Annotated in this window: 19 protein-coding genes; 9 read left to right on the top strand and 10 right to left on the bottom strand. The window is 74.4% G+C overall.

Going from position 1 to position 24077, the window contains the following annotated elements; genetic code table 11:
- Nucleotides 1-337 precede the first annotated feature (337 nt).
- From ACZ6ZT_RS13695 to ACZ6ZT_RS13720, 6 genes are all read right to left on the bottom strand, one after another.
- Nucleotides 338-877, bottom strand: a complete 540-nt coding sequence (locus tag ACZ6ZT_RS13695) for a bacterial proteasome activator family protein (protein WP_469719101.1) — start codon at nt 875-877, stop codon at nt 338-340.
- An 82-nt stretch (nt 878-959) separates the two neighbouring features.
- Nucleotides 960-3809, bottom strand: a complete 2850-nt coding sequence (locus ACZ6ZT_RS13700; RefSeq protein WP_469719634.1) for an FtsX-like permease family protein — start codon at nt 3807-3809, stop codon at nt 960-962.
- A gap of 8 nt (nt 3810-3817) precedes the next feature.
- Nucleotides 3818-4561, bottom strand: a complete 744-nt coding sequence (locus ACZ6ZT_RS13705; protein ID WP_469719103.1) for an ABC transporter ATP-binding protein — start codon at nt 4559-4561, stop codon at nt 3818-3820.
- A gap of 23 nt (nt 4562-4584) precedes the next feature.
- Nucleotides 4585-5316, bottom strand: a complete 732-nt coding sequence (locus tag ACZ6ZT_RS13710; protein ID WP_469719106.1) for a PadR family transcriptional regulator — start codon at nt 5314-5316, stop codon at nt 4585-4587.
- 72 nt (nt 5317-5388) lie between these two features.
- Nucleotides 5389-6036, bottom strand: a complete 648-nt coding sequence (locus ACZ6ZT_RS13715) for a hypothetical protein (RefSeq protein WP_469719108.1) — start codon at nt 6034-6036, stop codon at nt 5389-5391.
- A 219-nt stretch (nt 6037-6255) separates the two neighbouring features.
- The gene (locus ACZ6ZT_RS13720; RefSeq protein WP_469719110.1) at nt 6256-7905 is read right to left on the bottom strand and encodes a Stk1 family PASTA domain-containing Ser/Thr kinase; all 1650 of its coding nucleotides are present in this window, start codon (nt 7903-7905) and stop codon (nt 6256-6258) included.
- Nucleotides 7906-8131: 226 nt separating this feature from the next.
- On the opposite strand from ACZ6ZT_RS13720, the gene ACZ6ZT_RS13725 reads away from it, so the two are divergent.
- The gene (locus ACZ6ZT_RS13725; RefSeq protein ID WP_469719112.1) at nt 8132-9754 is read left to right on the top strand and encodes a protein kinase domain-containing protein; all 1623 of its coding nucleotides are present in this window, start codon (nt 8132-8134) and stop codon (nt 9752-9754) included.
- Nucleotides 9755-9842: 88 nt separating this feature from the next.
- Here the strand turns inward: ACZ6ZT_RS13725 and ACZ6ZT_RS13730 are convergent, their stop codons facing one another.
- Both ACZ6ZT_RS13730 and ACZ6ZT_RS13735 read right to left on the bottom strand, forming a co-directional pair.
- On the bottom strand, nt 9843-10268 hold the full coding sequence (locus ACZ6ZT_RS13730) for a pyridoxamine 5'-phosphate oxidase family protein (RefSeq protein WP_469719114.1): 426 nt from the start codon (nt 10266-10268) through the stop codon (nt 9843-9845).
- A 166-nt stretch (nt 10269-10434) separates the two neighbouring features.
- The gene (locus ACZ6ZT_RS13735) at nt 10435-11094 is read right to left on the bottom strand and encodes a response regulator (protein WP_469719117.1); all 660 of its coding nucleotides are present in this window, start codon (nt 11092-11094) and stop codon (nt 10435-10437) included.
- Nucleotides 11095-11419: 325 nt separating this feature from the next.
- Here ACZ6ZT_RS13735 and pdhA point away from each other — a divergent pair, with 325 nt between their 5' ends.
- The 4 genes from pdhA (at nt 11420) to ACZ6ZT_RS13755 (ending at nt 16193) form a co-directional block, all read left to right on the top strand.
- Nucleotides 11420-12628 (top strand): pyruvate dehydrogenase (acetyl-transferring) E1 component subunit alpha, encoded by a 1209-nt coding sequence (pdhA, locus tag ACZ6ZT_RS13740; RefSeq protein ID WP_469719119.1) that lies wholly within the window; start codon nt 11420-11422, stop codon nt 12626-12628.
- 5 nt (nt 12629-12633) lie between these two features.
- Nucleotides 12634-13614, top strand: a complete 981-nt coding sequence (locus ACZ6ZT_RS13745; protein WP_469719121.1) for an alpha-ketoacid dehydrogenase subunit beta — start codon at nt 12634-12636, stop codon at nt 13612-13614.
- A gap of 12 nt (nt 13615-13626) precedes the next feature.
- Nucleotides 13627-15117, top strand: coding sequence for a dihydrolipoamide acetyltransferase family protein (locus tag ACZ6ZT_RS13750; RefSeq protein ID WP_469719124.1), 1491 nt, complete (start codon nt 13627-13629; stop codon nt 15115-15117).
- A 128-nt stretch (nt 15118-15245) separates the two neighbouring features.
- Entirely contained in the window at nt 15246-16193 is a 948-nt protein-coding gene (locus ACZ6ZT_RS13755) for a GNAT family N-acetyltransferase (protein ID WP_469719127.1), read from the top strand.
- Between the two features lie 55 nt (nt 16194-16248).
- Here the strand turns inward: ACZ6ZT_RS13755 and ACZ6ZT_RS13760 are convergent, their stop codons facing one another.
- Together ACZ6ZT_RS13760 and ACZ6ZT_RS13765 are read right to left on the bottom strand one after the other, a co-directional pair.
- Nucleotides 16249-16662, bottom strand: a complete 414-nt coding sequence (locus ACZ6ZT_RS13760; protein ID WP_469719129.1) for a PPOX class F420-dependent oxidoreductase — start codon at nt 16660-16662, stop codon at nt 16249-16251.
- A 104-nt stretch (nt 16663-16766) separates the two neighbouring features.
- Complete coding sequence (locus ACZ6ZT_RS13765) at nt 16767-17975, bottom strand: DUF1266 domain-containing protein (RefSeq protein ID WP_469719131.1); 1209 nt, start codon at nt 17973-17975, stop codon at nt 16767-16769.
- A 207-nt stretch (nt 17976-18182) separates the two neighbouring features.
- Here ACZ6ZT_RS13765 and ACZ6ZT_RS13770 point away from each other — a divergent pair, with 207 nt between their 5' ends.
- The 4 genes from ACZ6ZT_RS13770 to ACZ6ZT_RS13785 all read left to right on the top strand — a co-directional run bounded on the left by ACZ6ZT_RS13770 (nt 18183) and on the right by ACZ6ZT_RS13785 (nt 24076).
- Entirely contained in the window at nt 18183-19409 is a 1227-nt protein-coding gene (locus ACZ6ZT_RS13770; RefSeq protein WP_469719133.1) for an FAD-dependent monooxygenase, read from the top strand.
- A gap of 551 nt (nt 19410-19960) precedes the next feature.
- A complete protein-coding gene (locus ACZ6ZT_RS13775) occupies nt 19961-22033 on the top strand; it encodes a C1 family peptidase (protein ID WP_469719135.1) in 2073 nt (690 codons plus the stop codon).
- A 76-nt stretch (nt 22034-22109) separates the two neighbouring features.
- A complete protein-coding gene (locus ACZ6ZT_RS13780; protein WP_469719137.1) occupies nt 22110-22760 on the top strand; it encodes a GntR family transcriptional regulator in 651 nt (216 codons plus the stop codon).
- Nucleotides 22757-24076, top strand: a complete 1320-nt coding sequence (locus ACZ6ZT_RS13785; RefSeq protein WP_469719139.1) for an MFS transporter — start codon at nt 22757-22759, stop codon at nt 24074-24076. The genes ACZ6ZT_RS13780 and ACZ6ZT_RS13785 overlap by 4 nt, the downstream gene beginning before the upstream one ends.
- Nucleotide 24077 lies beyond the last annotated feature (1 nt).

The following is a 24077-nucleotide window of genomic DNA, read 5'->3' on the forward strand; positions in this document are numbered from 1 at the left end:
GGGGCTGGAGGGGGGTGCGGTGGGTGGGGCGCCCACGCGCGGGGCTGGAGGGGGGTGCGGTGGGTGGGGCGCCCACGCGCGGGGCTGGAGGGGGGATGCAGTGGGTGGGGCGCCCACGCGCGGGGGTGGAGGGGGGATGCAGTGGGTGGGGCGCCCATGCGCGGGGGTGGAGGGGGATGCAGTGGGAGGGGCATCCACGCGCGGGGCGGTGTCGGTGTTCCAGGGCCCCGGGCCGGTGGAGGGGGCTGAGGGGGTGCCGGAGTGGCCGGTGAGGGCTCGGCGCCACCGGGGGTGGATGGGGGGGTGGCGCCGGAGGGGGGCCGGCGCCACCGGGGGTTTACAGGTAGGGGCCCGAGCGGATGGCGCCGTGGGGGCCCTCTTCTTCGTCTTCGTGGGAGGAGCCCGGGGGGAGGGCGCGGCGCATCTGTTCCAGTTGGGCGCGGGCCGCCATCTGCTGGGCGAACAGGGCCGTCTGGATGCCGTGGAACAGGCCCTCCAGCCAGCCCACCAACTGCGCCTGCGCGATGCGCAGTTCCGCCTCGGACGGAATGGCCTCCTCCGTGAAGGGGAGGGACAGGCGTTCCAGTTCCTCGACCAGCTCGGGGGCGAGGCCGTCCTCCAGCTCCTTCACCGAGGCGGCATGGATGTCCTTGAGCCGGACCCGGCTCGCCTCGTCGAGAGGCGCGGCACGGACCTCTTCCAGGAGTTGCTTGATCATGCTGCCGATCCGCATGACCTTGGCGGGCTGTTCGACCATCTCCGTCACCGGGACCTCGCGCGACTCGTCATCGGCGCCGCCGACCGCCATCCCGTCCTGTCCCAGGATCAGGACGTTCGGGGGGCTGTCCTGCGACCGTTCACTCCTCGGCATCTCCATGCCGTCATTGTCTCGCACACCTGCGTACTCACACGGTGTGCCCCCGTACGGGCGTGATCCACCCTGTACGGGGGCCGGGACATCAGCCCGCCGCCCGGCGGGCCAGCGCGCCGCTCGACCTCGTGACGAGCGCCGCCAGCAGGGCCGCGCCCAGCGGGACCAGGACCAGCAGCCCGGCGAGCGTCTCCCACGGCACCGCGATCGGCACGTAGAGCTCGCTGTCCTTCAGCGTGGCGTAGCCCATCTCGATGCCGTGGCGGACCAGCCGCTCCTGTTCGCGCTCCTGCGTGAGCCGCAGCCCGACCGCCGGCAGGATCCCCGCCGCCGAGCCGAGCACCACGCCCATCAGGGCGACCACCCCGCACTGGAACCCGCTGAGCGTGCGCCGCACGCGCGGGGCCGCGCCGACCGCCGCCAGCGTCTTCAGGTCGGCCTCCGAGTCGGCCTGGGCGAGGCCGGTCGCGATGCCGGCGGCGCCGATGGTGACCAGGCCCGCGAAGATGCCGAGGGCGAGCACGCCCAGGCTGCTCCGGCCCGTGTACCCCTCCTCGATCAGGAACCGGGCGTCGGCGCCCAGCCGGTCGATGTCCCCTTCGAGCCGCTGCCGCTGCTCGGTGGGGGCCTTGCCGTCGAGGCTGAAGTAGGAGCCGGCCGGGGCGGTGGCCAGGCCCGCCGACTTGGCGGCGGACGGCGGGACGACGAGTACGAAGCCCCAGCTCACGGCGCTCGCGGGCGCCTGGTGGACGGTGAGGACCTTGTCCTGGCCGGGCAGTTCGGCGTGCTTGGCGCCGGCCTCTTCGGCGGCGGCGGTGTCGGTGACGACCCGCAGGGTGACCTTGCCGTCCTTCACGGTGCGCCCGTCGAAGGAGACGGCCCTGCCGTTCTTCAGCGCCGCCACGGAGCCCGGGTCGGTGACCGCCAGCACGGCGAGCAGCTTCTCGTCGGCGACGACCGTCTCGAAGGGGGTGATGAATTCCCGCTGTGCGCACCGGGGGTCCTGCCGAAGGGCCTTGGCCTGGTCCGGTGGAAAGGAGGCGGGGCCGTTCTCGGCCTCCCAGAGCGGACAGCGCTGTTCCTTCGGGGTGATGAGCTCGACGCGCCCGCAGCCGGAATCCGAGGAACCGGCTTCACAGTTCGGGCTCCCGGCCACGAGCCGGTCCACGTCGGCCCGCACGCTGACCGGCAGGTCCTTCGCGAGCGCCGCGCGCAGACCGGGCACCTCCTTGTGGCCGAGGCTGTCGTCGGCGAGCAGATAGCCCGAGTGGGAGGGCAGCTCGGCCCGGTACTCGTGCCGTGCCTGGACGTCCTGGCTGTGCTGGTACGTGGAGACCGCGACCGTTCCGGCGACGGCGGCCAGGACGGCGGCCACGGCGGGCGCGGTACGCCCCCGGTTGCGGACGGCGTCGCGCAGCGCGAGCCGGGGCGACAGCGGCAGCCAGCGTCCGAGCCGCCCGAAGAGGCCGACCAGCACCGGGGTGAGGGCGACGACGCCCAGCTCGGCGATGGCGCTGCCGCCCGCGACGACGGTGGGGCTGACCCGGTAGTTGGTGCCGTAGAGGGCGATCGCGGCGCCGCCGGCGACGGCGAGCAGGCCGAGCACGGGCAGGATCCGGTTGGCACGGCGGGTGCCCCGGCGGCCGGTGAGGGAGGCCAGCACCGTCTGTCGGGACGCGGTGATCGCGGGGGCGACGGCGGCCAGCAGCCCGGTCAGCACGGCGAGCAGGGCGATGCCGAGGAGTTCCAGCGGGCGGACGACGAAGCCGCCGAAGCGGACGCCGAGCTGCTGCTCCAGTACGGGGCGCAGTCCGAGGGTCAGCGCCACGCCGATCACGGTTCCGGTGACGGCGGCGACGGCGCCGATCACCAGGCCGCCGGACAGCACGATGGAGCGGACGTGCCGCCGGTTGCCGCCGTTCGCGCCGACCAGGCCGAGCTGACGCCGCGAGCGCCGGGCGCCCACCGCGAAGGCCGGTCCGGCGAGCAGGCAGATCTCCAGCATGGCGAGGCCCACGACGGTGGCGAGCACGGCCTTCTCGGTGACCCGGCCGCCGTCGGAGACCGACTCGTACTGCTCCTTGCGCTGCTCCTTGAACAGCGGCACTTCGGAGTCGGCGGGCGGGTGCAGGCTCACGGCGCGGGAGAGCACGAGCGCGCCCTTGGCGTTGGCCTCCTTGACCATGTTCCACGTGAAACCATCACCGCCGCCGGCCTTGACCAGGTAGGAGGTGGCGGGGGACAGCCCGGAGCCGCCGGCGGCCCGGAGGTCCCGGTCGAGCGGGCCGAACAGGGTGCCGGGCAGCCCCAGCAGCTCGGTGTTCTTGAGCCGGGAGGGCAGTTCGTACGCGCCCACGATCCGGTACGGGGCGGCGGCGCCGCGCGGGGTGACCGCCGAGCCCACGTACAGCCCGGAGGCGTCGAGGAAGGCCTGCGTGGCGATGACCTCGCCGGGCCCCTGGGGCAGCCGTCCCCGGTCGAGGGTGATCAGGCCCCGGGTCAGCGGGTCGCGTACGTCCAGCTCGCGCAGGTCGGTCGAAAGCAGGCCGTGCGTGGTGTGCACCTTGAGGTGGCCGGTGCTGTCCTCGACGGCCCGGGCGCCGGCCGGGAGGGCCGACGTGAGGGGCTGTTCCTTCTCCTTGCCGGGCCGGTACTTCTCGTAGCCGCCGACCGGGGCGTAGTTGTCGCCGTTGGGGTGCTGGAAGATGGCGGCGTCCAGGCCGGATGCCGACACCCGGGCGTCGGCGGCGCCGATCTGCCGGGTCAGGCGCTGGTCGGTGGAGAGTTCGGAGCTGCGGAACGTGAGGTCGGCGGCGCTCACTCCGACGATCGGCAGGGCGATCATCGACAGGACGAGGGCGCTGCGGCCCTTGGCGCGCCAGGCGTCGCGGCGGGCGATGCGCAGGGCCGCGACCCAGGGGTGGTACCAGGAGCCGATCCGGGAGGTCACAGGCCGGCCGCCCGACCGGAGAGCAGGGAGTCGGCCCCGCTGCGCAGGGTCTCGTCGACGACGCTCCCGTCGCGCAGGAAGACGACTCGGTCGGCCCAGGCGGCGAAGCGGGGCTCGTGGGTGACGAGGACCCCGGCGGCCCCCGCGTCGCAGCGGGAGCGCAGCAGGGCGAGGACGGATTCGCCGGTCTCGGAGTCGAGGGCGCCGGTGGGTTCGTCGGCGAGGACCAGGCGGCGTTCGCCCACCAGGGCGCGGGCGATGGCGACGCGCTGCTGCTGGCCGCCGGACATCTCGTCGGGGAAGCGGTCGGCGAGCGGGCGCAGGCCTATCTCCTCCAGCGAGGCGTGGGCGGCGGCGCGGGCCCGGCGGGCGGAGGTCCCGTCGAGTTCGAGCGGGAGGGCCACGTTCTCGGCGGCGGTGAGGGCCGGGATGAGGTTGTAGTCCTGGAAGACGTAGCCGATGCTGCGGCGGCGCAGGGCGGCCAGCCGCTTGCGGCTCGCGGTGGTGAGGTCGACGCCCTCGACCAGGACGTGGCCGCTGGTGGGGGTGTCGAGTCCGCCCGCGAGGGTGAGCAGGGTGGACTTGCCGGAGCCGGACGGGCCCATGACGGCGACGAGTTCGCCGGGGTGGACGCGCAGGTCGATGCCGCGCAGGGCGTGCACCTCGGTGGCGCCGCTGCCGTGCGTGCGGACGAGGCGGTCGAGCAGGAGTACGGGCTGTGGACGGTGCTGGTCGGGCATGAGGGTCCCCCCTGGGATGGTGGTCAGCCCCGCCGCGTACGGGCGGTGCGGGGCCGGCCGGCGGTGGCGCCGGCGGTGGGGTCGGTGGCCGTGGCGGCGCCGGCCGGGGCGCCGCCGAGGTCCCCGGGCGCGCCGGCCGGGGCGGTGCCCCGAGCGGTGCCCGGAGCGGCCACCGGCGCGGCGCCCTGCGGTGCCGGTTCGGTGGCGGCGCGGGCGGCCAGCCGGACCAGCCGGGACTCGGAGTGGTCGAGCCAGCGGACCTCGGCCTCGGTCTGGAAGATGAGCTGTTCCAGGACCAGCAGCCAGGCCAGGTCGTCCCGTTCGTCGGAGCGGCCGCTCTCGATGGCGGTGAGCGCCTGGCCCTTGAGCCGGGTGTAGTCCTGCATCGCCTGGACCGTGGAGTGGCGCTGGGCCTGGATGACGGCGCGGATGTCCACGCCGGGGGCGCCGACGGCCATGGCGAGCTTGATGGACAGCTCGTCACGGGGCGGGTTGGTGCGGTCGACGGGGCGCTCGTACCACTCGCGGAGTTCGGCGCGTCCGGTGTCGGTGATGGCGTAGAGGGTGTGCCCGGCGGTGTCCTCGCCGCCGGGGGCGACGAGCCCGTCCCGCTCCAGACGGGCGAGGGTCGTGTACACCTGCCCGACGTTGAGGGGCCAGGTGGAGCCGGTGCGTGACTCGAATTCGGACCGGAGCTGGGAGCCGTAGCGCGGGCCCCGTTCCAGCAGGGCGAGAAGCCCGTGACGGATCGACATACTGAGTATGTATACCCAGTATGCTCATCTCCGCAAGCCTCCCCGGCCGCTCCGGCGGCCCGAAGGGAGGGCCTAGCGGCCCTGGCGCAGCCGCACGCCCATGTAGCCCAGACCCAGTCCCATCAGGGCCAGTCCGGTGCCGAGGGGCAGCAGGTGGGCGGCCAGGTCGGCGGCCCGTTCGTTGGGGTCCGTACCGAGCGCGCGGGCGCCGGGGGAGCTGCTCGGCGCGGTCCCGTCGGGGGTGCCCACCGGTTGCCGGGCCCCGGGGCTCGCGGCGGTGCCCGGCGGCCGGGTGCCGTGCGGCAGCGCGCCCGTCGGCAGGTGTCCCGGCCGCTCGTGTCCTGGCTGGTCGCGCCCCGGCTGCTCGTGCCCCGGCTGCTCATGTCCCGGCCGCTCGTGCCCCGGCGGTACGGCGGGCTCCCGGCGGGGCGGGCGCACGGGCGGACGGGCCTGGCGCGCGGGCCGTACGGCGGGGACGAGGTCCTCGGCGGCGGGCTCGCCGACGGGCCGCCCCGGGTGCTCCCGCCCGACGCCCGCCGCGCTGCCGGCGAGCTCCTCGTACGCCTCTTCCGGTACGTCGGCCACCGCGACCACGCTCGTGGGCGCGGCGGCGCCGGGGGCGCGGGCGGAGGTCGCTCCCGCGGGCGCGGCGGCCAGCAGCGCGGCCCCGGCCAGTGCGGCTCCGGCGGTCCAGCGCGGCGCGCGGGGACGTCGAGTCACGGGGAGCCCCTCCCCTTCCGTGCGGCCGGGACGCCGGGACGCCGAGGCACCAGAATGACGCCCTCAGCGTTACACGGTGGGACAAAAGCGGCATCCCGGACCGCCCATGGGGGTGGTCCGGGATGCCGGTGTCAGTCCTTCGGCGGCGCCCCGCCGCTCTCCTGCGGGCCGCCGCCGGAGACGACCGCTCTCCCGCGGGTCGCTCTCCCGCCGGTCGCTCTACTGCGGGTCGCCGGTCGAGACGACCAGCGTGAACTCCGCACCGTCCTTGGCGACGTCCGTGCCCGCCGCCGGGAGCTGCTCCAGGACGGTGTCCTGGCCCCAGACCGCCTCGTCGCGGTTCTGGATGGTGAACTTCCAGCCCGCGGCCTGGAGGCACTCCTTCACCGAGCGCAGGTTCTTGTAGCGCAGGTCCGGCGCGATCACCTTCGAGGCGTCCCGGTAGGACTTCGAGGCGCTCTTGCACTTCTCCGGGTCGATCGTGCGCGAGGTGTCCGGCCCCTTGTGCCCCGCGGCGGCGGGGGCGGAGGCGGACGGGCTCCCGCCGCCGCTCGCGCTCGAACCGCCGGCTTCGTCGCGGTTGTCCCCGCCCATGTTCAGCACCGCGATCAGGCCGCCGACGGCCAGCAGGGCCACCACGACCGCCCCGACCACCACCGGCGTGTTCCGCCTGCCGCCGCCCGACGCGGGGGCCGGAGCCGACGCCGGAGAGAGTGTGAACGGCGGCGGGGTCTGCGGGGCGTACTGCTGCTGCGGCGCCGGGGTGTGCGGGTACGCGTACCCGCCCTGGGCCGGGGCCTGCGGCGCGTACGGGGACGGGGCCGGGGTGTGCGGCGCCTGGTAGGGCTGCTGGAGCGACTGCGGCGGCGGCGCCTGGAAACCGGAGTCCACCGGCGGGAACACGGCCGAGCTCACGCCCGCCCCGCTGCCACCGGGCAGGACGCCCGGAACGATGGCCGGAGCCCCCGTCTGCCCCGCCGACAGGACCCGCTGGATCTCGTCCCGCATGGCCGCCGCCGTCGGGAAACGCTCGTTCGGGTTCTTCTTCAGGGCCCGCGCCACCAGCGCGTCCATCGCCGGGGTGACCGACCGGTTGATGGACGACGGAGCCACCGGCTCCTCCTGGACGTGCGCGTACGCGATCGCCAGCGGGGAGTCCGCCTCGAACGGGATCCGGCCCGTCAGCAGTTGGAAGAGCATGATGCCGACCGAATAGAGGTCGGAGCGGGCGTCCACGCCCCGCCCCAGCGCCTGCTCGGGCGAGAGGTACTGCGGGGTGCCGACGACCATGCCGGTCTGCGTCATCGAGGTGACCCCGGACTGCATGGCCCGCGCGATGCCGAAGTCCATCACCTTGACCACGCCGCGCTTGGTCATCATCACGTTGCCGGGCTTGATGTCGCGGTGGACCAGGCCCATCTCGTGGCTGGTCTCCAGCGCGGCCAGCACGTCGGAGGTCAGCTTCAGCGCCTTGTCGGCCGGCATCGCCCCGTACTGGCGGACGTCCGCCTCCAGGACGGAGCCGAGGGGCAGCCCCTCCACGTACTCCATGACGATGTACGGCATGACCGTGCCGTCGCCCGAGCCGCCGAAGGTCACCTCGCCCTCGCCCGTGTCGAAGACCGAGACGATGTTGGTGTGCGACAGTTTCGCAACAGCCTGTGCCTCACGCCGGAACCGCTCGCGGAAGGACGCCTCGCGGCCCAGTTCGCTGTGCAGGGTCTTGATGGCGACCTGCCGGTCCAGGGCGGAGTCGTACGCGAGGTAGACGGCGGCCATGCCGCCTTCGCCCAGCAAATCCCTTAGCTGGTAACGGCCACCGGCCAGAGAGCCGCCTGCGTACCGGCCCTGTGTGCCGTCCTGGCTCATGACTGTTGCTTCCCCTCGGGCTGTGTCCCTACGCGTCCGGCTGAGCGCATGTCGCGCCCAGTCTGCCGGAGGGCAAGCACACGTCAAGCCGGTGCCCGCTCCGTGACCGGGAGGCCACGGGGCGTCTGTGTCCGAACGGTGACCGGTTCCGAGGCTGTAGCGTTCATCGGAGCACCCGATGAGGACCCACCGCTAGAGCGGACGAGAGAGACGACGGCGAGGACTGATGGCACCCGAACCCGAGGGAAACGGCGCCGGGATGGCCGATGGTCCTGAGCACTGGGGCGCCGGCGGCCTGGTGGGCGACGGACGTTACCGCCTGACCCACCGGCTGGGCCGGGGCGGCATGGCCGAGGTGTTCGCCGCCGAGGACGTGCGCCTGGGCCGCACCGTGGCCGTGAAGCTGCTGCGCGCCGACCTCGCCGAGGACCCGGTGTCCAAGGCCCGCTTCACCCGCGAGGCACAGTCGGTCGCCGGGCTGAACCACCACGCCGTCGTCGCCGTGTACGACTCGGGCGAGGACCGGGTCGGCCCGAACGTCGTCCCCTACATCGTGATGGAGCTGGTCGAGGGCCGCACCATCCGGGACCTGCTGCTCAGCGCCGAAGCCCCCGGCCCCGACCAGGCGCTCATCATCGTCTCGGGCGTGCTGGAGGCACTCGCCTACTCGCACCAGCACGGCATCGTGCACCGCGACATCAAGCCCGCCAACGTCATCATCACCCACAGCGGCGCCGTGAAGGTGATGGACTTCGGCATCGCCCGCGCCCTGCACGGCGCGCAGTCGACGATGACCCAGACCGGCATGGTCATGGGCACCCCGCAGTACCTGTCGCCTGAACAGGCCCTCGGCAAGGCCGTCGACCACCGCAGCGACCTGTACGCGACCGGCTGCCTGCTCTACGAACTCCTCGCGCTGCGGCCCCCCTTCACCGGCGAGACCCCGCTGTCGGTGGTCTACCAGCACGTCCAGGACGCGCCGGTGCCGCCCTCGCAGCTGCCCGAGGGCCACGACATCCCGCAGGAACTCGACGGCCTGGTCATGCGGTCGCTGGCCAAGGACCCGGACGACCGGTTCCAGAGCGCCGAGGAGATGCGCGGGCTCGTCCAGTACGCGCTCCAGATGCTCCAGGACCAGGGGCCGAACACCGGCACCTGGAACACCGGCCCCGTCACCATGTCCCTCCCGCACGGCCAGCCGGGCGGCTCGCCCACCGCGGCGATGCCGGCGGGCGGCAACGGCGGTCCGCGCCAGCAGTACAACGCGCACGCCACGACCTCGCAGTTCCAGCAGCCGATGGTGCCCCCGCTGAACCCCGACGACGGCACCGCCTTCCCGGGCGGCGGCGGTCACGGCGGTCCGGGCGGCGGCCGGGGCGGGCACGGCGGTTACGGCGGCTATGACGGGTACGACGACCGCCGGGGCGGCGGCCGCTGGAAGATGTGGGTCTTCGCGCTGCTCGCGGTCCTCGCCATCGCCGGCGGCGTCGCGTACGCGGTGAAGACGATGGGCGGCGACAGCGCCGGTGGCGGCGGCAAGCCCGGCACCGGCCAGAGCTCTCCGGGCGCGACGCAGAGCAGCCCGGGGGCGACGCCGGACACCCCGTCGGACCCGCCGAGCAGCGACTCGGGCGGCTCCACGCACGAGGAGACGTACTCGCCCGCGCCGAGCCGCAGCAAGTACTCGCCGAGCAACGTCCCGACGCCCTCGGCGAGCAGCTCGCCGCCGAAGACCGAGGACGCGACCACGCCGCCGCCCTCGCCGGTGACCAAGCCGCCGACGACGCCGCCGAAGACGCCGCCGCCCTCGGGCGGCGGCGGGGACCCCCAGGGCAGCGATTCGCAGTGACGCGGTGACGCGGTGACGTGAGAGGGCCCGGCGGAATGAATTCCGCCGGGCCCTCTCACGTACGCGTGTGCGCTTCCGTGCCGGTGTTTCAGAGCGCGTGCTGGTACCGCATGCCGGCGCGGTTCGGATTCGCCGCGAGGGTGTGCACGGTGACGAACTGGGGCTCGATGCGCAGATAGACGGGATCGAAGACCGCGCCGTCCACGAAATGCGGACCCGGACCGAATAGTTCCAGTTCAGCGGTGGTCGGTTCGGCGATCTCCGCCATCCCGGTGAACTGGACGGACCACAGGCGGGGGTCCCGGGAATTGAAGTTGTCCGCCCCGTAGGAGACGACGCTGCCGTTGCAGGCGTGGTGGTGGCCGAAGCCGGCGTGCATCCTCAGCACGACCCTGCCCTCCACCACGATGTGCCGGGCGAGGGCGAGGAAGGGCAGCGCGCGCATGCTGGTGGCGACCCGGCCGTAGGGCACGCGGCGCAGCATTTCGAGGGCGTGGAGATCCTCAGGGGACATGCCGACCACTCTGCGGCACCGGCCCGCCGCCGGGACAGGGGATCCCGCCCCGATGATCAGGGACGTTGGTCCCGAATGACACGGCGCGCCGCGGTGGACCCGGTGGACGGCCGGCCGGGCCGGGGTGGAGGAACGGTCGCGGCGGGCCGGAGGGCCGCCGGAGCGGTCAGCGCTTCTCGGCCTGGAGGCGCGCCACGTACGCGGCGGCCTGGGAGCGGCGCTCCATGCCCAGCTTCGACAGCAGGCTGGAGACGTAGTTCTTGATCGTCTTCTCGGCGAGGTGCAGCCGCTCGCCGATGACGCGGTTGGTCAGGCCCTCGCCGATCAGGTCGAGGATCTTCCGCTCCTGTTCGGTGAGGTTCGACAGCCGGTCGTCGCCCTTGCCGTTCTTGCCGTCACGCAGCCGCTCCAGCACCCGCGCGGTGGCGACCGGGTCCAGCAGGGACTTGCCCTCCGCGACGTCCCGTACGGCGCTGAGCAGCTCGTTCCCGCGGATTGCCTTCAGGACGTAGCCCGAGGCGCCCGCCATGATCGCGTCGAAGAGGGCCTCGTCGTCGGCGAACGAGGTCAGCATCAGGCACTTGATGTCCTCGTCCAGGGAGCGGACCTCGCGGCAGACCTCCACGCCGCTGCCGTCCGGCAGCCGGACGTCGAGCACCGCGACGTCGGGACGGGTGGCCGGAATGCGGACGAGCGCGTCCGCCGCCGTACCGGCCTCGCCGACGATCTCGATGTCGTCTTCGACCGACAAGAGCTCATGAACGCCCCGACGTACCACTTCGTGGTCGTCCAGGAGGAATACCTTGATTTTGCCGTCTTCGCGCACAAAGTCATCTTCACACACTCACCCCTTCCCTGCCGGAGTTACCCGGGATAACGTGCCGTTGTTCCGGCCCCCTGCAAGGCTGTGACCAGTCGTTGTTCCCGCGACCGCCGATTTACTTGGATATCCAAGCAAAAACGCAGGTCAAGCGGGGTTTCGCAGTTATGCGAAGCACTGGGTAACGTGCATTGCGCAGGGCACTCGCCGGGGCACCTGTCACGCCTGAATCCCGTACGTGCCGTGCACCCACCCCGTGCCCGGGTACGGATACAGGTGAGCCGCACTGGTCCCCGGAGAACCCGGGTGCCGGACCGACGGAGGAGCACACGTGACCGTGGAGAGCACTGCCGCGCGCAAGCCGCGACGCAGCAGCGGCACCAAGCGGGCGGCAGGCGCGGCGAGCGCCCGCAAGACCGCCGCTGCCACCGCAACGCCGCACGACGCCGAGCCTCAGCTCGTACAGCTGCTGACGCCCGAGGGCGAACGGATCGAGGCCGGGGCCAACCCCGACGCCGCCGAGTTCGCGCCCTTCGTCGCGGACATCACCACCGAGGACCTGCGCGGGCTCTACCGCGACATGGTCCTCACCCGCCGCTTCGACGGCGAGGCCACCGCTCTCCAGCGCCAGGGCGAGCTGGGCCTGTGGGCCTCGCTGCTCGGCCAGGAGGCCGCCCAGATCGGCTCCGGCCGGGCCCTGCGCGACGACGACTACGTCTTCCCGACCTACCGCGAGCACGGCGTGGCCTGGTGCCGCGGCGTCGACCCGACGAACCTGCTCGGCATGTTCCGCGGCGTCAACCACGGCGGCTGGGACCCGAACACCAACAACTTCCACCTGTACACGATCGTCATCGGCTCGCAGACGCTGCACGCGACCGGGTACGCGATGGGCGTGGCCAAGGACGGCGCGGATTCGGCCGTCATCGCCTACTTCGGCGACGGCGCCTCCAGCCAGGGCGACGTGGCCGAGGCCTTCACCTTCTCCGCGGTCTACAACTCCCCCGTGGTCTTCTTCTGCCAGAACAACCAGTGGGCCATCTCCGAGCCCACCGAGCGGCAGATGCGCGTCCCGCTGTACCAGCGCGCCCAGGGCTTCGGCTTCCCGGGCGTCCGCGTCGACGGCAACGACGTCCTGGCCTGCCTCGCGGTCACCCGCTGGGCGCTGGAGCGGGCGCGCCGGGGCGAGGGCCCGACCCTGGTCGAGGCGTTCACGTACCGCATGGGCGCGCACACCACCTCCGACGACCCGACGAAGTACCGGCGCGACGAGGAGACGGCCGCCTGGGAGGCGAAGGACCCGATCCTGCGCCTGAAGGCCCACCTGCTGGCCTCCGGCGGCGCCGACGAGGCGTTCTTCGCGGAGCTGGAGGCGGAGAGCGAGGCGCTGGGCAAGCGGGTGCGCGAGGTCGTGCGCGCCATGCCCGACCCCGACACCATGGCGATCTTCGAGAACGTCTACGCGGACGGGCACGCGCTCGTCGACGAGGAGCGCGCCCAGTTCGCCGCCTACCTCGCGTCCTTCGAAGGCGGGGAGTGACCACCATGGCCGTACAGAAGCTGACCATCGCGAAGGCGCTCAACGACTCGCTGCGCAAGGCCCTGGAGACCGACCCCAAGGTCCTGATCATGGGTGAGGACGTCGGCAAGCTGGGCGGTGTCTTCCGCATCACCGACGGGCTCCAGAAGGACTTCGGCGAGGAGCGGGTCATCGACACCCCGCTCGCCGAGTCGGGCATCGTCGGCACCGCCATCGGCCTGGCCCTGCGCGGCTACCGGCCGGTCGTGGAGATCCAGTTCGACGGGTTCGTCTTCCCCGCGTACGACCAGATCGTCACGCAGCTCGCGAAGATGCACGCGCGCTCGCTCGGCAAGATCAAGATGCCGGTCGTCATCCGCATCCCGTACGCGGGCGGCATCGGCGCCGTCGAACACCACAGCGAGTCTCCCGAGACGCTCTTCGCGCACGTCCCGGGCCTCAAGGTGGTCTCGCCGTCGAACGCGAGCGACGCCTACTGGATGCTCCAGCAGGCGATCCTCAGCGACGACCCGGTGATCTTCTTCGAGCCGAAGCGGCGCTACTGGGACAAGGGCGAGGTCGACGTCGAGGCGATCCCGGACGCCCTGCACGCCGCCCGCGTCGCACGCGCCGGTACGGACCTCACGCTGGCCGCGTACGGCCCGATGGTGAAGGTCTGCCTGGAGGCGGCGGCCGCGGCGGCCGAGGAGGGCAAGTCGGTGGAGGTCGTCGACCTGCGGTCGATGTCCCCGATCGACTTCGACGGTCTGCAGGCCTCGGTGGAGCGCACCCGGCGACTGGTGATCGTCCACGAGGCCCCGGTGTTCCTGGGCGTGGGCTCGGAGATCGCCGCGCGCATCACGGAGCGGTGTTTCTACCACCTGGAGGCGCCGGTGCTGCGCGTGGGCGGGTTCCACGCCCCGTACCCGCCGGCCCGCCTGGAGGACGAGTACCTGCCGGGCCTGGACAGGGTGCTCGACGCCGTCGACCGCTCGCTGGCGTACTGAGGAGCCACGTTCATGACCATCCGCGAATTCAAGATGCCCGACGTGGGCGAGGGCCTCACCGAGGCCGAGATCCTCAAGTGGTACGTCCAGCCGGGTGACACCGTCACCGACGGGCAGGTCGTCTGCGAGGTCGAGACCGCGAAGGCGGCCGTGGAGCTGCCGATCCCCTTCGACGGGGTGGTGCACGCGCTGCTCTTCGAGGAGGGCGTGACGGTCGACGTCGGCCAGGTCATCATCTCGGTCGAGACGGGTCCCTCCGGGGGTGACGCGGAGGAGGCCGTCGCGGTCGCCGCCGCGCCGGCCGCCGCTGCCGAGGAAGCCACCGTGGCCGCCGCCGGGGAGGCGGCGCCCGCGGCGCGGCAGCCCGTACTGGTGGGCTACGGCGTTTCCACGGCCTCCACCAAGCGCCGCCCGCGCAAGGCGGTCGCGGGCACGGCGGCGGTTCCGGCCGCGGCCCCGGCGCAGAACGGAACCACCGTTCCCGCCCCCGCTCCCGCCCCCGCTCCCGCCCCCGCTCCCGCCCCCGCTCCGGCGGAGCAGAACGGCAGCGCCGTCCGCGTGCCCGGTTCCGGCGCGGGCCGCGCCCTGGCCAAGCCCCCGGTGCGCAAGCTCGCCAAGGACCTCGGCATCGACCTGGCCTCGGTGGTCCCCACCGGCGAGGGCGGGGTCGTGACCCGGGAGGACGTCCACGCGGCGGCCGCCGCGGCGATCACCCCGCAGGCCGCCGTCCCCGCCCCCGCGGCGGCGCCGGCCCCGGCCCCGGCGGCCCCCGTGGCCGCGGCGCCCGTCACCGACGCCCCGGCGCGGGAGACCCGTATCCCGGTCAAGGGCGTCCGCAAGGTCACCGCCCAGGCCATGGTGGGCTCCGCCTTCACCGCGCCGCACGTCACCGAGTTCATCACCCTCGACGTGACCCGCACGATGAAGCTGGTCCAGGAGCTGAAGGACGACCCGGACCTCGCGGGGCTGCGGATCAACCCGCTGCTCCTGATCGCCAAGGCCGTCCTCGTCGCGATCCGCCGCAACCCCGACGTCAACGCGTCGTGGGACGAGGCGGCCCAGGAGATCGTGCTCAAGCACTACGTGAACCTGGGCATCGCGGCGGCCACCCCGCGCGGTCTGATCGTGCCGAACATCAAGGACGCGCACACCAAGACCCTCGGCGAGCTGTCCACGGCCCTGTCCGAGCTGGTCGCCACGGCCCGCGACGGCAAGACCTCCCCGGCCGACATGCAGAACGGCACGATCACCATCACCAACGTCGGCGTCTTCGGCGTCGACACCGGTACGCCGATCCTGAACCCGGGCGAGTCCGCGATCCTCGCGGTCGGCGCGATCAAGCTCCAGCCGTGGGTCCACAAGGGCAAGGTGAAGCCCCGTCAGGTCACCACGCTGGCGCTGTCGTTCGACCACCGCCTGATCGACGGCGAGCTCGGCTCCCGCTTCCTGGCCGACATCGCGGCCGTCCTGGAGCAGCCGCGCCGGCTCGTCACCTGGTCGTAGCGGTACGCGGTACCCCCGAGGGGCCGGTCCCACGCCGCACGGCGCGCGCGGGACCGGCCCCTCGCACCTTTGCCGGAGCCCCACGAAATCGCTGGTCAGCGCAGGTCTGACCGTGTGACCATCGCCGGATGTTCTTCCGCGCTGCCACCGCAGACCCCACCACCGCCGCCGCCGCTGACCGCGCCGCCGCCTACCCCGCCGACGGCCCCGTCGCCGCCCTGGACGCCGACCGCGTGCGCGCGGAGTTCGCCGCGAACCGGCTGCGCCCCGAGTGGACCTGGTTCGCCGAGGACGCGGACGGGCGGCCGCTGGCCCGCGCCCTGTGGTGGGGCCGGGCCGACAGCGAGCGGCCCGTCGCCCTCGACTGCCTCCAGGTCCGCGCGGGCGTCGCCGACCCGGCCGCCGTCGCCGCCGGGCTGCTGGAGGCCGGACACGCCGCCTTCGCCGACGCCCCCGGCTACCACCTGTCGCTGCCGCGCGGCTGGCGGGCCGACCCGGCACTGGGCGCGGCGGTGGCCTGGCGCGTGGAGGCCGCGTACCGGGCCGGCCTGACCCGGGAGATCGAGCGCCTGCGCTACGAGTGGACCCCGGCCGCCGGGATCCCCGCGCCCGGCGGGCGCCTCGTCTTCCGGGAGGGCACCGACGAGGAGTTCCTCGACGTCTTCGCCCGGCTCTCCCGGGGCAGCCTCGACCTGAACACCCAGAGCGAGCTGGCCACCATGACGGAGGAGGAGTTCGCCCGCGCCGACCTCGACTTCTACCTCGGCTGCCCGGGCGAGCGCTCCTGGTGGCGCCTGGCCCACCTGCCCGACGGCACCCCGGCCGGGATGGCCATCCCCTCCGCGACCCCGTACCACCGCAACGTCGGGTACCTGGGCGTCGTCCCCGAGCTGCGCGGCCGGGGCCTGATCGACGAGATCCTCGGGGAGATCACCCGCTTCCACGCCGCCGCCGGCGCCGAGCGCGTCACCGCGACCACCGACACCGTCAACGCGCCGATGGCCGCCGCCTTCGACCGGGCCGGTTACGAGGTCACCGAGATCCGCCTCGTCCTGGAGCGTCCGGCCGCCGGGTGACGCGGTGACCTCCCGCGCCGGGAAAGGGGGCGGGGGTGTCGCCAGGGAAGGGGGCTCAGGCCTTGGCGGCGTTGCCGACGATCTTGGACGGGGTGATGCGCACGATCACCCGTACCGCGCCGTCACCGGTGTCCTGGTACTCCTTGCCGGCGCCCGGGCCCAGGTACTCCTCGGCGATGCGGGCGGCGACCACGCGGCCGGTGTCCTCGGTGATGGCGGCGGTGCCGCGGATCTCCACGTAGAGGTAGGGGTTGGCCAGGTCGAAGACGGTCAGGCCGACCCGCCCGTCGCGGACCATGTTGCGCTCCTTGCGGCGGCCGCGCTCGGTGGAGATCAGGACGTCGTCGCCGTCGCGGCTGACCCAGACCACCGAACTCTGCGGGCTGCCGTCGGGGTTGAGGGTGGAGAGCACGGCCGGGTGCGGGGCGTCGAGGAGCTGCCGGACGGTGTCGTTCATCGCGATCGTCATGCGGGTGAGGGTAGTTGGCGCCCCCGGCGCGCGGGACCCGGCGGGGGCGGCGCGGGGGGACTACCCGAAGTCGGGCCCGCCCGGAGCCCGGGAGCCGCGCCCGGCTACCGCCAGGGGATGTGCAGCCAGGGGCTGGCCGGATCGGTGGTCAGCGTCAGGTGGGTGGCGAGCGAGGAGGCGTACCACTCCCCGAACTCCTCCTCGTCGAAGTGCAGGCAGCGGCCGAGGCAGTACCCGGCGGAGAAGTCGGCCCAGGAGCGGTAGGTCTGGCGGACGGCCGCGCCCGCGCGGAGCACGCCCCGCTCGGCGTCCTCCAGGGTGCCGTAGCGGGTCGCGACGCCCCAGCGGGCCATCTGCGAGGCCCGGCCGAGGTCCCAGCCCTCCACGGAGCGCACCCAGCCGTCCGGGGGGAGCAGCCCGTCCGCGCGGAAGCGCTGCTCGTAGCGGGCGATGCGGCCGATGAGCCGCCGTACGCCGGCGATCTCGCCCTCGACCTCGGCGCTGGGACGCGGCTGGGCGACCGTGACCCCGTCCGGGGTGAGCTGGGGCTCGGCGGAGCGTTCGGCGCTGCGGCGCAGGCTGGTCTCGGCGGCGTGGCGCCAGTGCTCGACGTCGACGGGCCCGGCGAAGTCGGAGGCGAGGACGCGGCGCACGCGCAGCGCGAACTCCCAGACGGGGCTGACGGCTTCGGTGTGCAGCAGCTGCCGCAGGGTCTCCAGCCAGCCCGCGCTGTCCGTGACGTTCCACCACGTACGCAGCCGCTCGCGCTCGCGGGTGTAGCCGCGGCCGTGGTAGGCGAGGGCGTTCCAGAACTCCCCGTTGGAGACGGCCAGATGGGCGCCGACGGCCAGGCCGTGCGCGACCGGCCCGTGCAACGGTCCGCCGGTGTGCAGGGCGTGCACGGCGCCTTCGGCCAGGCCCCAGGATGGGGCCGCGTCCCAGTGCGCCTGCCAGCGGGCGCGGTCGGCGGGGGTGGTGGTGAGGTAGGCCTCGGCGGGCGAGCCGGGGTTCACCGCCAGGTGGGCGGGGTCCCGGTCGTCCCAGGCGTGCGCGAACCAGGCGAGGCTCTGGCGCAGGTACACGGTGTACGGGTCTGGCGCGGGGAGCATGCCCGCGGTGTAGACCGCCAGGGAGGCCCCGCCGGGCGCGGGGTGGAAGCGGGCCAGCGTCGGGTCGGCGTCGACCGCGGCGCGCTGCTGGGGGAGGAACAGTTCGGCGCGGGCGAGGGCGTCCAGGTAGCCGGACCAGTCCCCGCGGGCCTTGGCCCCGTACAGCTCTCTCTCGATCGCGCTCGGCGCCGTCCAGCCATCCATACGGCCCGACTGTATAGGGGCGCCCGGAAGCCGCCGCGGTCCGGTCGGGGCCCTTGCGGGGGGTGGGGTGGTCACCGGCCGGCCGGCCGGTGGGTACGCCCTCCGTACGGTCCTCAACCCGGCTGCCGTCTACGGAAGTTAAGGTGTTCCGCGCGCCGGGGTTCGGCCGGCCGGGGCGACCTTTCCCACGAACGTCAGGAGACGGGCATGCGGGGCGGAACGGTAGCGGTCGTCGGCGGGAGCATCGCGGGGTGCGCGTTCGCGTCGGCGGCGGTACGGGCGGGGGCGGACGGGGTCGTCGTACTGGAGCGCACGCGCGGGCGGCTCGCCGACCGGGGGCTCGGGCTGTGCGTCCACGACGACCGGGCCACCGAGCTGGCCGCGGCCGGGGCGCTGCCCGGGGGGATCCCGGCGCACCGCCTGGAGCGGCGCCGGTGGGTGGTGCGGGATCCGGGGGCGGCCGGGGGCCGGCTCATCTGGGAGCAGCCGTTCCCGTTCCACTCCTACCACTGGGGGCTGCTGTGGCGCGGGCTGCGCGCGGCGACGCCCGACGCCGTGGTCTACCGGCCGGGGGAGACGGTCGAGCGTGTGGCGGGGGCCGGGGGCGGCGCCGCCGAGGTCCGCCTCGCGGGGGGCGCGGCCGAGCGGTACGACCTGGTGGTGGGCGCCGACGGGTACCGCTCGGTGGTGCGCGAGGCGCTCTGCCCGGGGGCGCGTCCGCACTACGCCGGGTACGTGTGCTGGCGCGGGAACCTCGACGCGGGGCGGCTCGCCGGGCTCGGCGGCGACGCGGCCGCCGCGCACCCCGAGTCGGTGACCACCGTGTGCTTCGCGGGCGGGAGCTGCGTGATCTACCGGATCCCCGGGCCGGAGGGGCCCCGGGTGAACTGGGTGCTGTACGCGCCACCGCCGCGCGGCGGCGGGCTGCGCTACGACGACCCCACCAGCTTCCCGGCGGGGGCGCTGACCCCGGAACTCACGGAGCACCTGGGGGCGTTGCTGGAGCGGGAGTTCCCGGCGTACTGGGGGGCGGCGCTCGCGCTGACCGACCCGGCGGACACCTTCGTGCAGCCCATCTACGACCTGGAGACCGAGCGGGTCGGCGGCGGGCGGCTGCTGCTCGCGGGGGACGCGGCCACGGTGGTGCGCCCGCACAACACCAGCGGCGCCGCCAAGGCCCTCCAGGACGCCACCGCCTTCGGCGCGGCCTGGCGGGGCGCGGGGTCCTGGGAGGAGCTGGTGGACGGCTACCAGTCGGCCCGGGGCCCGGCGGGCCGCGACCTGGTCGCCCTGGCGCGACGACTCGGGCGCGCCCAGGTGGAGCGGACCCCGGCCTGGGCCTCGATGAACCCGGACGACCTGGCGGCCTGGTGGCGCACCCAACTGGGCGACGCCCCGAACATCGGCGGCCAGTCCCTCACCCCGACGCCGTAACCGGGGCCGCGGGCCGGCGGCCGTCCCCGGCCCGCAGCCGCGCTGCACCGTAGCCCCGGCCTCCGGTGGCCGCCGGGCTGTTGCCACCCCGACCGGGGGCCGGGCCGCGCCCCCTCCCCCCGACGAGGTAGCCCCGGGCGCCGTGGCCGCCGGGTGGCTGCCGCCCCGGCCGGGAGTCGGGCCGTGCCCTCCCCCCGACGAGGTAGCTCCGGGTGCCGGGGCGCCGGGTGGCTGCCCCCCCGGCCGGGAGTCGGGCCGTGCCCTCGCCCGACGACGTAGCGCCGGGCGCCGGCCCCGCCGGGGGGCGGCCACCCCGGACTGGCGCCGCGCCGTAGCCCCGGGCACCGGGCCCGCCGGGCGGTTGCCCCCCCCCCCCCCCCCCGCCCGGAGCCGCGTCGCCGCCCCGGCCGTCGTCGCACGCGCCCCTCGTTCCTTCCCGTTCCGTACGACGTCCGTGCCCCCGTGCGCCCGCGCGGACTCCCTTGACGGGGGCAGGCGCCGGGGAGACGCTCCCGGGGCTGGGGACCGGGCGGTGACGGCTGGGGGGCGGTATGCCGGGGGAGTCTGTCCAGACGGCGGGGGAGTTGCGGGCGCGGCTCGTGGCGTACGGGGCGCGGTGGTCGGTGAGCGAGCACCTGGCCGACGACGACCCCCTGCCCCGCCCCGCGCTCGGCCTGGAGCCGGGGGTGAACCTGACGCCCGCCGCCGAGGCGGGGACGGTGGACCTGCGGGCGCTGGCCGGCCACCCGAGCGGCAACCCGCACCTGACCCGCCGCCGCGCCGCGCACGGCCTGCTCACCGGAACCCCGGACGGCACCCCGGGTGGCCCCCTAAACGGCCCCCTGGGCGGCTCCCCGGGCGGCCCCCTGGGTGGCCCGCGGGGCGGCCCCCCGTACGGCTCCCCGGGTGGCCCGCCGGGTGGCCCCCCGGGCGGCACCTCGTACGGTCCCCCGGCCAGCCCCCCGTACCGCTCCCCCACCCCCCGCCCCACGGCAGTGGACTGGCGTAGCCGCTGGGGGCGGTCCTGGCTCACCCGGGTGAAGGACCAGAACCCCTGTGCCTCCGGCTGGGTCTTCGCCGCCGCCGGCCTCGTCGAGTCGATGGCCCGCATCGAGCACTGCGTATGGGCGGAGCGCTCCGAGGGGGACGTCCACGACGGGCTGAAGTCCGCCTGCGGGACGGGCGGCAACCCGGAGACCGCGCTGGACTGGATCCAGGACAACGGCGGCCTCGCCGATCCCGGCTGCTGGCCGTACGGCACCCCGCCCCCCGGCCTGCCCGCCGAGCGGCGCGAGGCCTGGCGCGCCGAGTACACGCCCAGCTGGGACCGCTCCGGGCGGACCGTCCGGATCCCCGGCTACGTACGCCTCGGGGACGTGGCGCAGCAGAAGGCCTGGCTGGACACGGTCGGCCCGCTGACCGCCTGCTTCGACGTCTACGAGGACTTCTTCGGGCTCGGCTCCGGCGTCTACCACCACACCGGCGGCCGGCTCGTGGGCGGCCAGTGCGTGCTGGTCGTCGGCTACGACGACGCGGCGGGCTGCTGGCTGTTCAAGAACTCCTGGGGGACCGGCCACCACGTCGGCGGCTACGGCCGGATCGCGTACGGGGAGGTGAACATCGACTACTGGGCCAAGTGCGGCCTGCTCGGCACCAACATCGACCCCTGGAGCAAGCGGCGCCTGCACGCGGGCAACGTCTACGAGAGCGGCAACGGCCGGGCCCACCGCAACTTCGAGCTCGCCGCGACGGCGGGCGGCGGCCGGCTGCGGCACTGGTGGCGCGAGGGCGACGCCCCCTTCCGCTGGACCCGGGCGGCGGCCTTCGCCCAGGACGCCTCCGGCCAGCCCGCCTTCACCGGCTCCACCTACAACCGGAACATGGAGTCCCTGCACGTCACCACCGGTGGCCGGCTGCGCCACTGGTACTACGAGCAGGCCGTCGGCGTCTGGCGCGACGGCGGCGCCTTCGGCCCGGGCGACGCGGCGATCGGCTCGACCCCGGCGTTCATCCAGAGCGACTACGGCAAGCCGGGCAACTTCGAGGTGGTCGTGCGCACCGCCGACGGCCGCCTGGGGCACTGGTGGCGGATCAACGGCGCGCCCTGGACCTGGCACGACGGCGGCCGCTTCGCCTCCGGCATCGCCCACTACGGGCCCGCCCTGGTGCAGACCCGCGGCCGTCACCTGGACCTGGTGGCGGCCCGCACCGACGGCACGATGCAGCTGTGGTGGCGCGACGACCCGAACGGTTTCGTCTGGCGCCCCGGCGAGGTCTTCGGCGACGCCATCACCTCCGCCCCCTGCATGATCGAGGGCCAGTACGGGGCGGCGGACGAGGACACCGCCGGGAACTACGAACTGTGCGCGGCCCGCGCCGACGGCCGCGTCGAGCACTGGTGGCGCGGGAACGCGGCGGGCGCCGCCTGGCGGCGCGGCGCGGTGTTCGGGCACGACGTGCTCACCGTCACCGGGATGCTCCAGGGCAGCTTCGGGTTCAACCTGGAGGTCGTCGTCCTGCGCACGGACCGGCTGCTCCAGCACTACTGGCGGGACGCGGCGGGCTGGCACGAGGGGGCGGAGATCGGCCCGGTGGGGCCGGTGGGACTGTCGAGCCCGGAGTGACGGCGTAACGGCCTGACCGTTGTCCGGATGATGGACGGCGATACCCGTGGCCCCCACATGTATCTATCCTGTGCGCATGTCCGCCCCCCTGAAGCCACCGCCCGCCGCCGACCGCGTCTACCGCCACGTCAAGGAAGGCGTGCTGGAGCGCCGGTACGAGGGCGGGGTGCTGCTCACCGAGGGCGAACTCGCCGAGGCCGTCGGGGTCTCCCGTACGCCCGTGCGCGAGGCGCTGCTGCGGCTGGAGACCGAGGGGCTGCTGAAGCTGTACCCGAAGAAGGGCGCGCTGGTGCTGCCGGTCTCCGCGCAGGAGATCGCCGACGTGCTCGAAACCCGGCTGCTGGTCGAGGAGTTCACCGTACGCGCGGCCGTGCCCGCCCCGCCCGGCCTGCTGGACCGGCTGGCCGCGCTGGTCGCGGAGCACCGGCTGCGCGCCGCCGCCGGGGACCTGCCCGCCGTGATGGCCGCCGACCGGGCCTTCCACGCGGAGATCGTGCGCGGCGCCGGCAACCAGATCCTGTGCCGCCTCTACGACCAGCTGCGCGACCGGCAGTTGCGGATGGGCGTGGCCCTGCTGCACGCCCACCCCGACCGGATCGAGCGCAGCATCGCCGAACACGCCGAGATCCTGGACGCGCTGCGCGCCGGGGACGCGGAGGGCGCCGCCGCCGCCGTACGGGCGCACATCGGGCGGGTCGAGGCGCTGGTGCGGGGGTCCGGCCGGTGAACGGACTCGTCAAGGATCCGCCCGGCGGGCGCCGGGCCGTGGCCGTCTGGTCGATCGGCGTCGCCGTCTACTTCGTCGCCGTGATCTTCCGTACCAGCCTGGGCGTGGCCGGACTCGACGCCGCCGACCGCTTCCACGTCAGCGCCTCCGCGCTGTCCACCTTCTCCCTGCTCCAACTGCTGGTCTACGCGGGGATGCAGATACCCGTCGGCCTGATGGTGGACCGGCTCGGCACCAAGAAGGTGCTGACGCTGGGCGCCGTGCTCTTCACCGCCGGGCAGCTCGGCTTCGCGCTGGCCCCGTCGTACGGGACGGCGCTGGCCGCCCGCGCCCTGCTGGGCTGCGGCGACGCCATGACCTTCATCTCCGTGCTGCGGCTGGGCACCCGCTGGTTCCCCGCCCGGCGCGGGCCGCTGATGGCGCAGCTGGCCGGGCTGGTGGGGATGGCGGGCAACCTCGTCTCCACCCTGGTGCTCGCCCCCGTCCTGCACGGCCTCGGCTGGGTGCCCGCCTTCGCGGGCAGCGCGGTGGCCGGGCTGGCGGTGCTGGTGCCGCTGGTGCTGTTCCTGCGGGACCACCCCGAGGGCCACGGGCCGGCGCCCGCCACCGGGCCCGCCGCGGGGGGCTTCGTACGCCGTCATATCGCCGACTCCTGGCGGGAGCCCGGCACGAAGCTGGGGCTGTGGGTGCACTTCACCACCCAGTTCCCCGCGATGGTCTTCCTGCTGCTGTGGGGGATGCCGTTCCTCGTGGAGGCCCAGGGTCTGTCCCGGACCACCGCGGGCGGGCTGATGACCCTGGTGGTCGCCGCCAACATGGGGTTCGGGCTGCTCTACGGGCAGCTCGTCGGCCGCCGTCAGGGCGCCCGGATCCCGCTCGCCCTCACCACCGTGGGGGTCACCGCCACGCTGTGGGGCGCCGTCCTCGCGAGCCCCGGGGGCCGGGCGCCGATGTGGCTGCTGGTCACCCTGTGCGTGGTCCTCGGCACCTGCGGACCGGCCTCGATGATCGGATTCGACTTCGCCCGGCCCGCCAACCCCGCCGAGCGTCAGGGCACCGCCTCCGGCATCACCAACATGGGTGGTTTCCTCGCCTCGATGACGACCCTGCTGGCGGTGGGCGTGCTGCTCGACGCCACCGGCGACGACTACCGCGTCGCCTTCTCGTCGGTCTTCGTGCTGGAGGCCCTCGGCGTGGCCCAGATCCTGCGGCTGCGCGGCCGGGCCCTGGCCCGCGAACGGGAGCGCGCCGTCCCCGCGCCGGTGCGGCCGGCCTGCCCGGCGCCCTCCAGCCCGGCCGGGGTCTCGGGGATCTGAG

This window comes from Streptomyces sp. NPDC102258, from assembly GCF_055584685.1.

What these genes read in the sequence shown, in the direction of transcription:
- ACZ6ZT_RS13695 (WP_469719101.1), bottom strand. Translation starts at nt 877, where the DNA reads ATGGAGATGCCGAGGAGTGAACGGTCGCAGGACAGCCCCCCGAACGTC.
- ACZ6ZT_RS13705 (WP_469719103.1), bottom strand. Translation starts at nt 4,561, where the DNA reads ATGCCCGACCAGCACCGTCCACAGCCCGTACTCCTGCTCGACCGCCTC.
- ACZ6ZT_RS13710 (WP_469719106.1), bottom strand. Translation starts at nt 5,316, where the DNA reads ATGTCGATCCGTCACGGGCTTCTCGCCCTGCTGGAACGGGGCCCGCGC.
- ACZ6ZT_RS13720 (WP_469719110.1), bottom strand. Translation starts at nt 7,905, where the DNA reads ATGAGCCAGGACGGCACACAGGGCCGGTACGCAGGCGGCTCTCTGGCC.
- ACZ6ZT_RS13725 (WP_469719112.1), top strand. Translation starts at nt 8,132, where the DNA reads ATGGCACCCGAACCCGAGGGAAACGGCGCCGGGATGGCCGATGGTCCT.
- ACZ6ZT_RS13730 (WP_469719114.1), bottom strand. Translation starts at nt 10,268, where the DNA reads ATGTCCCCTGAGGATCTCCACGCCCTCGAAATGCTGCGCCGCGTGCCC.
- ACZ6ZT_RS13745 (WP_469719121.1), top strand. Translation starts at nt 12,634, where the DNA reads ATGGCCGTACAGAAGCTGACCATCGCGAAGGCGCTCAACGACTCGCTG.
- ACZ6ZT_RS13750 (WP_469719124.1), top strand. Translation starts at nt 13,627, where the DNA reads ATGACCATCCGCGAATTCAAGATGCCCGACGTGGGCGAGGGCCTCACC.
- ACZ6ZT_RS13755 (WP_469719127.1), top strand. Translation starts at nt 15,246, where the DNA reads ATGTTCTTCCGCGCTGCCACCGCAGACCCCACCACCGCCGCCGCCGCT.
- ACZ6ZT_RS13760 (WP_469719129.1), bottom strand. Translation starts at nt 16,662, where the DNA reads ATGACGATCGCGATGAACGACACCGTCCGGCAGCTCCTCGACGCCCCG.
- ACZ6ZT_RS13765 (WP_469719131.1), bottom strand. Translation starts at nt 17,975, where the DNA reads ATGGATGGCTGGACGGCGCCGAGCGCGATCGAGAGAGAGCTGTACGGG.
- ACZ6ZT_RS13770 (WP_469719133.1), top strand. Translation starts at nt 18,183, where the DNA reads ATGCGGGGCGGAACGGTAGCGGTCGTCGGCGGGAGCATCGCGGGGTGC.
- ACZ6ZT_RS13775 (WP_469719135.1), top strand. Translation starts at nt 19,961, where the DNA reads ATGCCGGGGGAGTCTGTCCAGACGGCGGGGGAGTTGCGGGCGCGGCTC.
- ACZ6ZT_RS13780 (WP_469719137.1), top strand. Translation starts at nt 22,110, where the DNA reads ATGTCCGCCCCCCTGAAGCCACCGCCCGCCGCCGACCGCGTCTACCGC.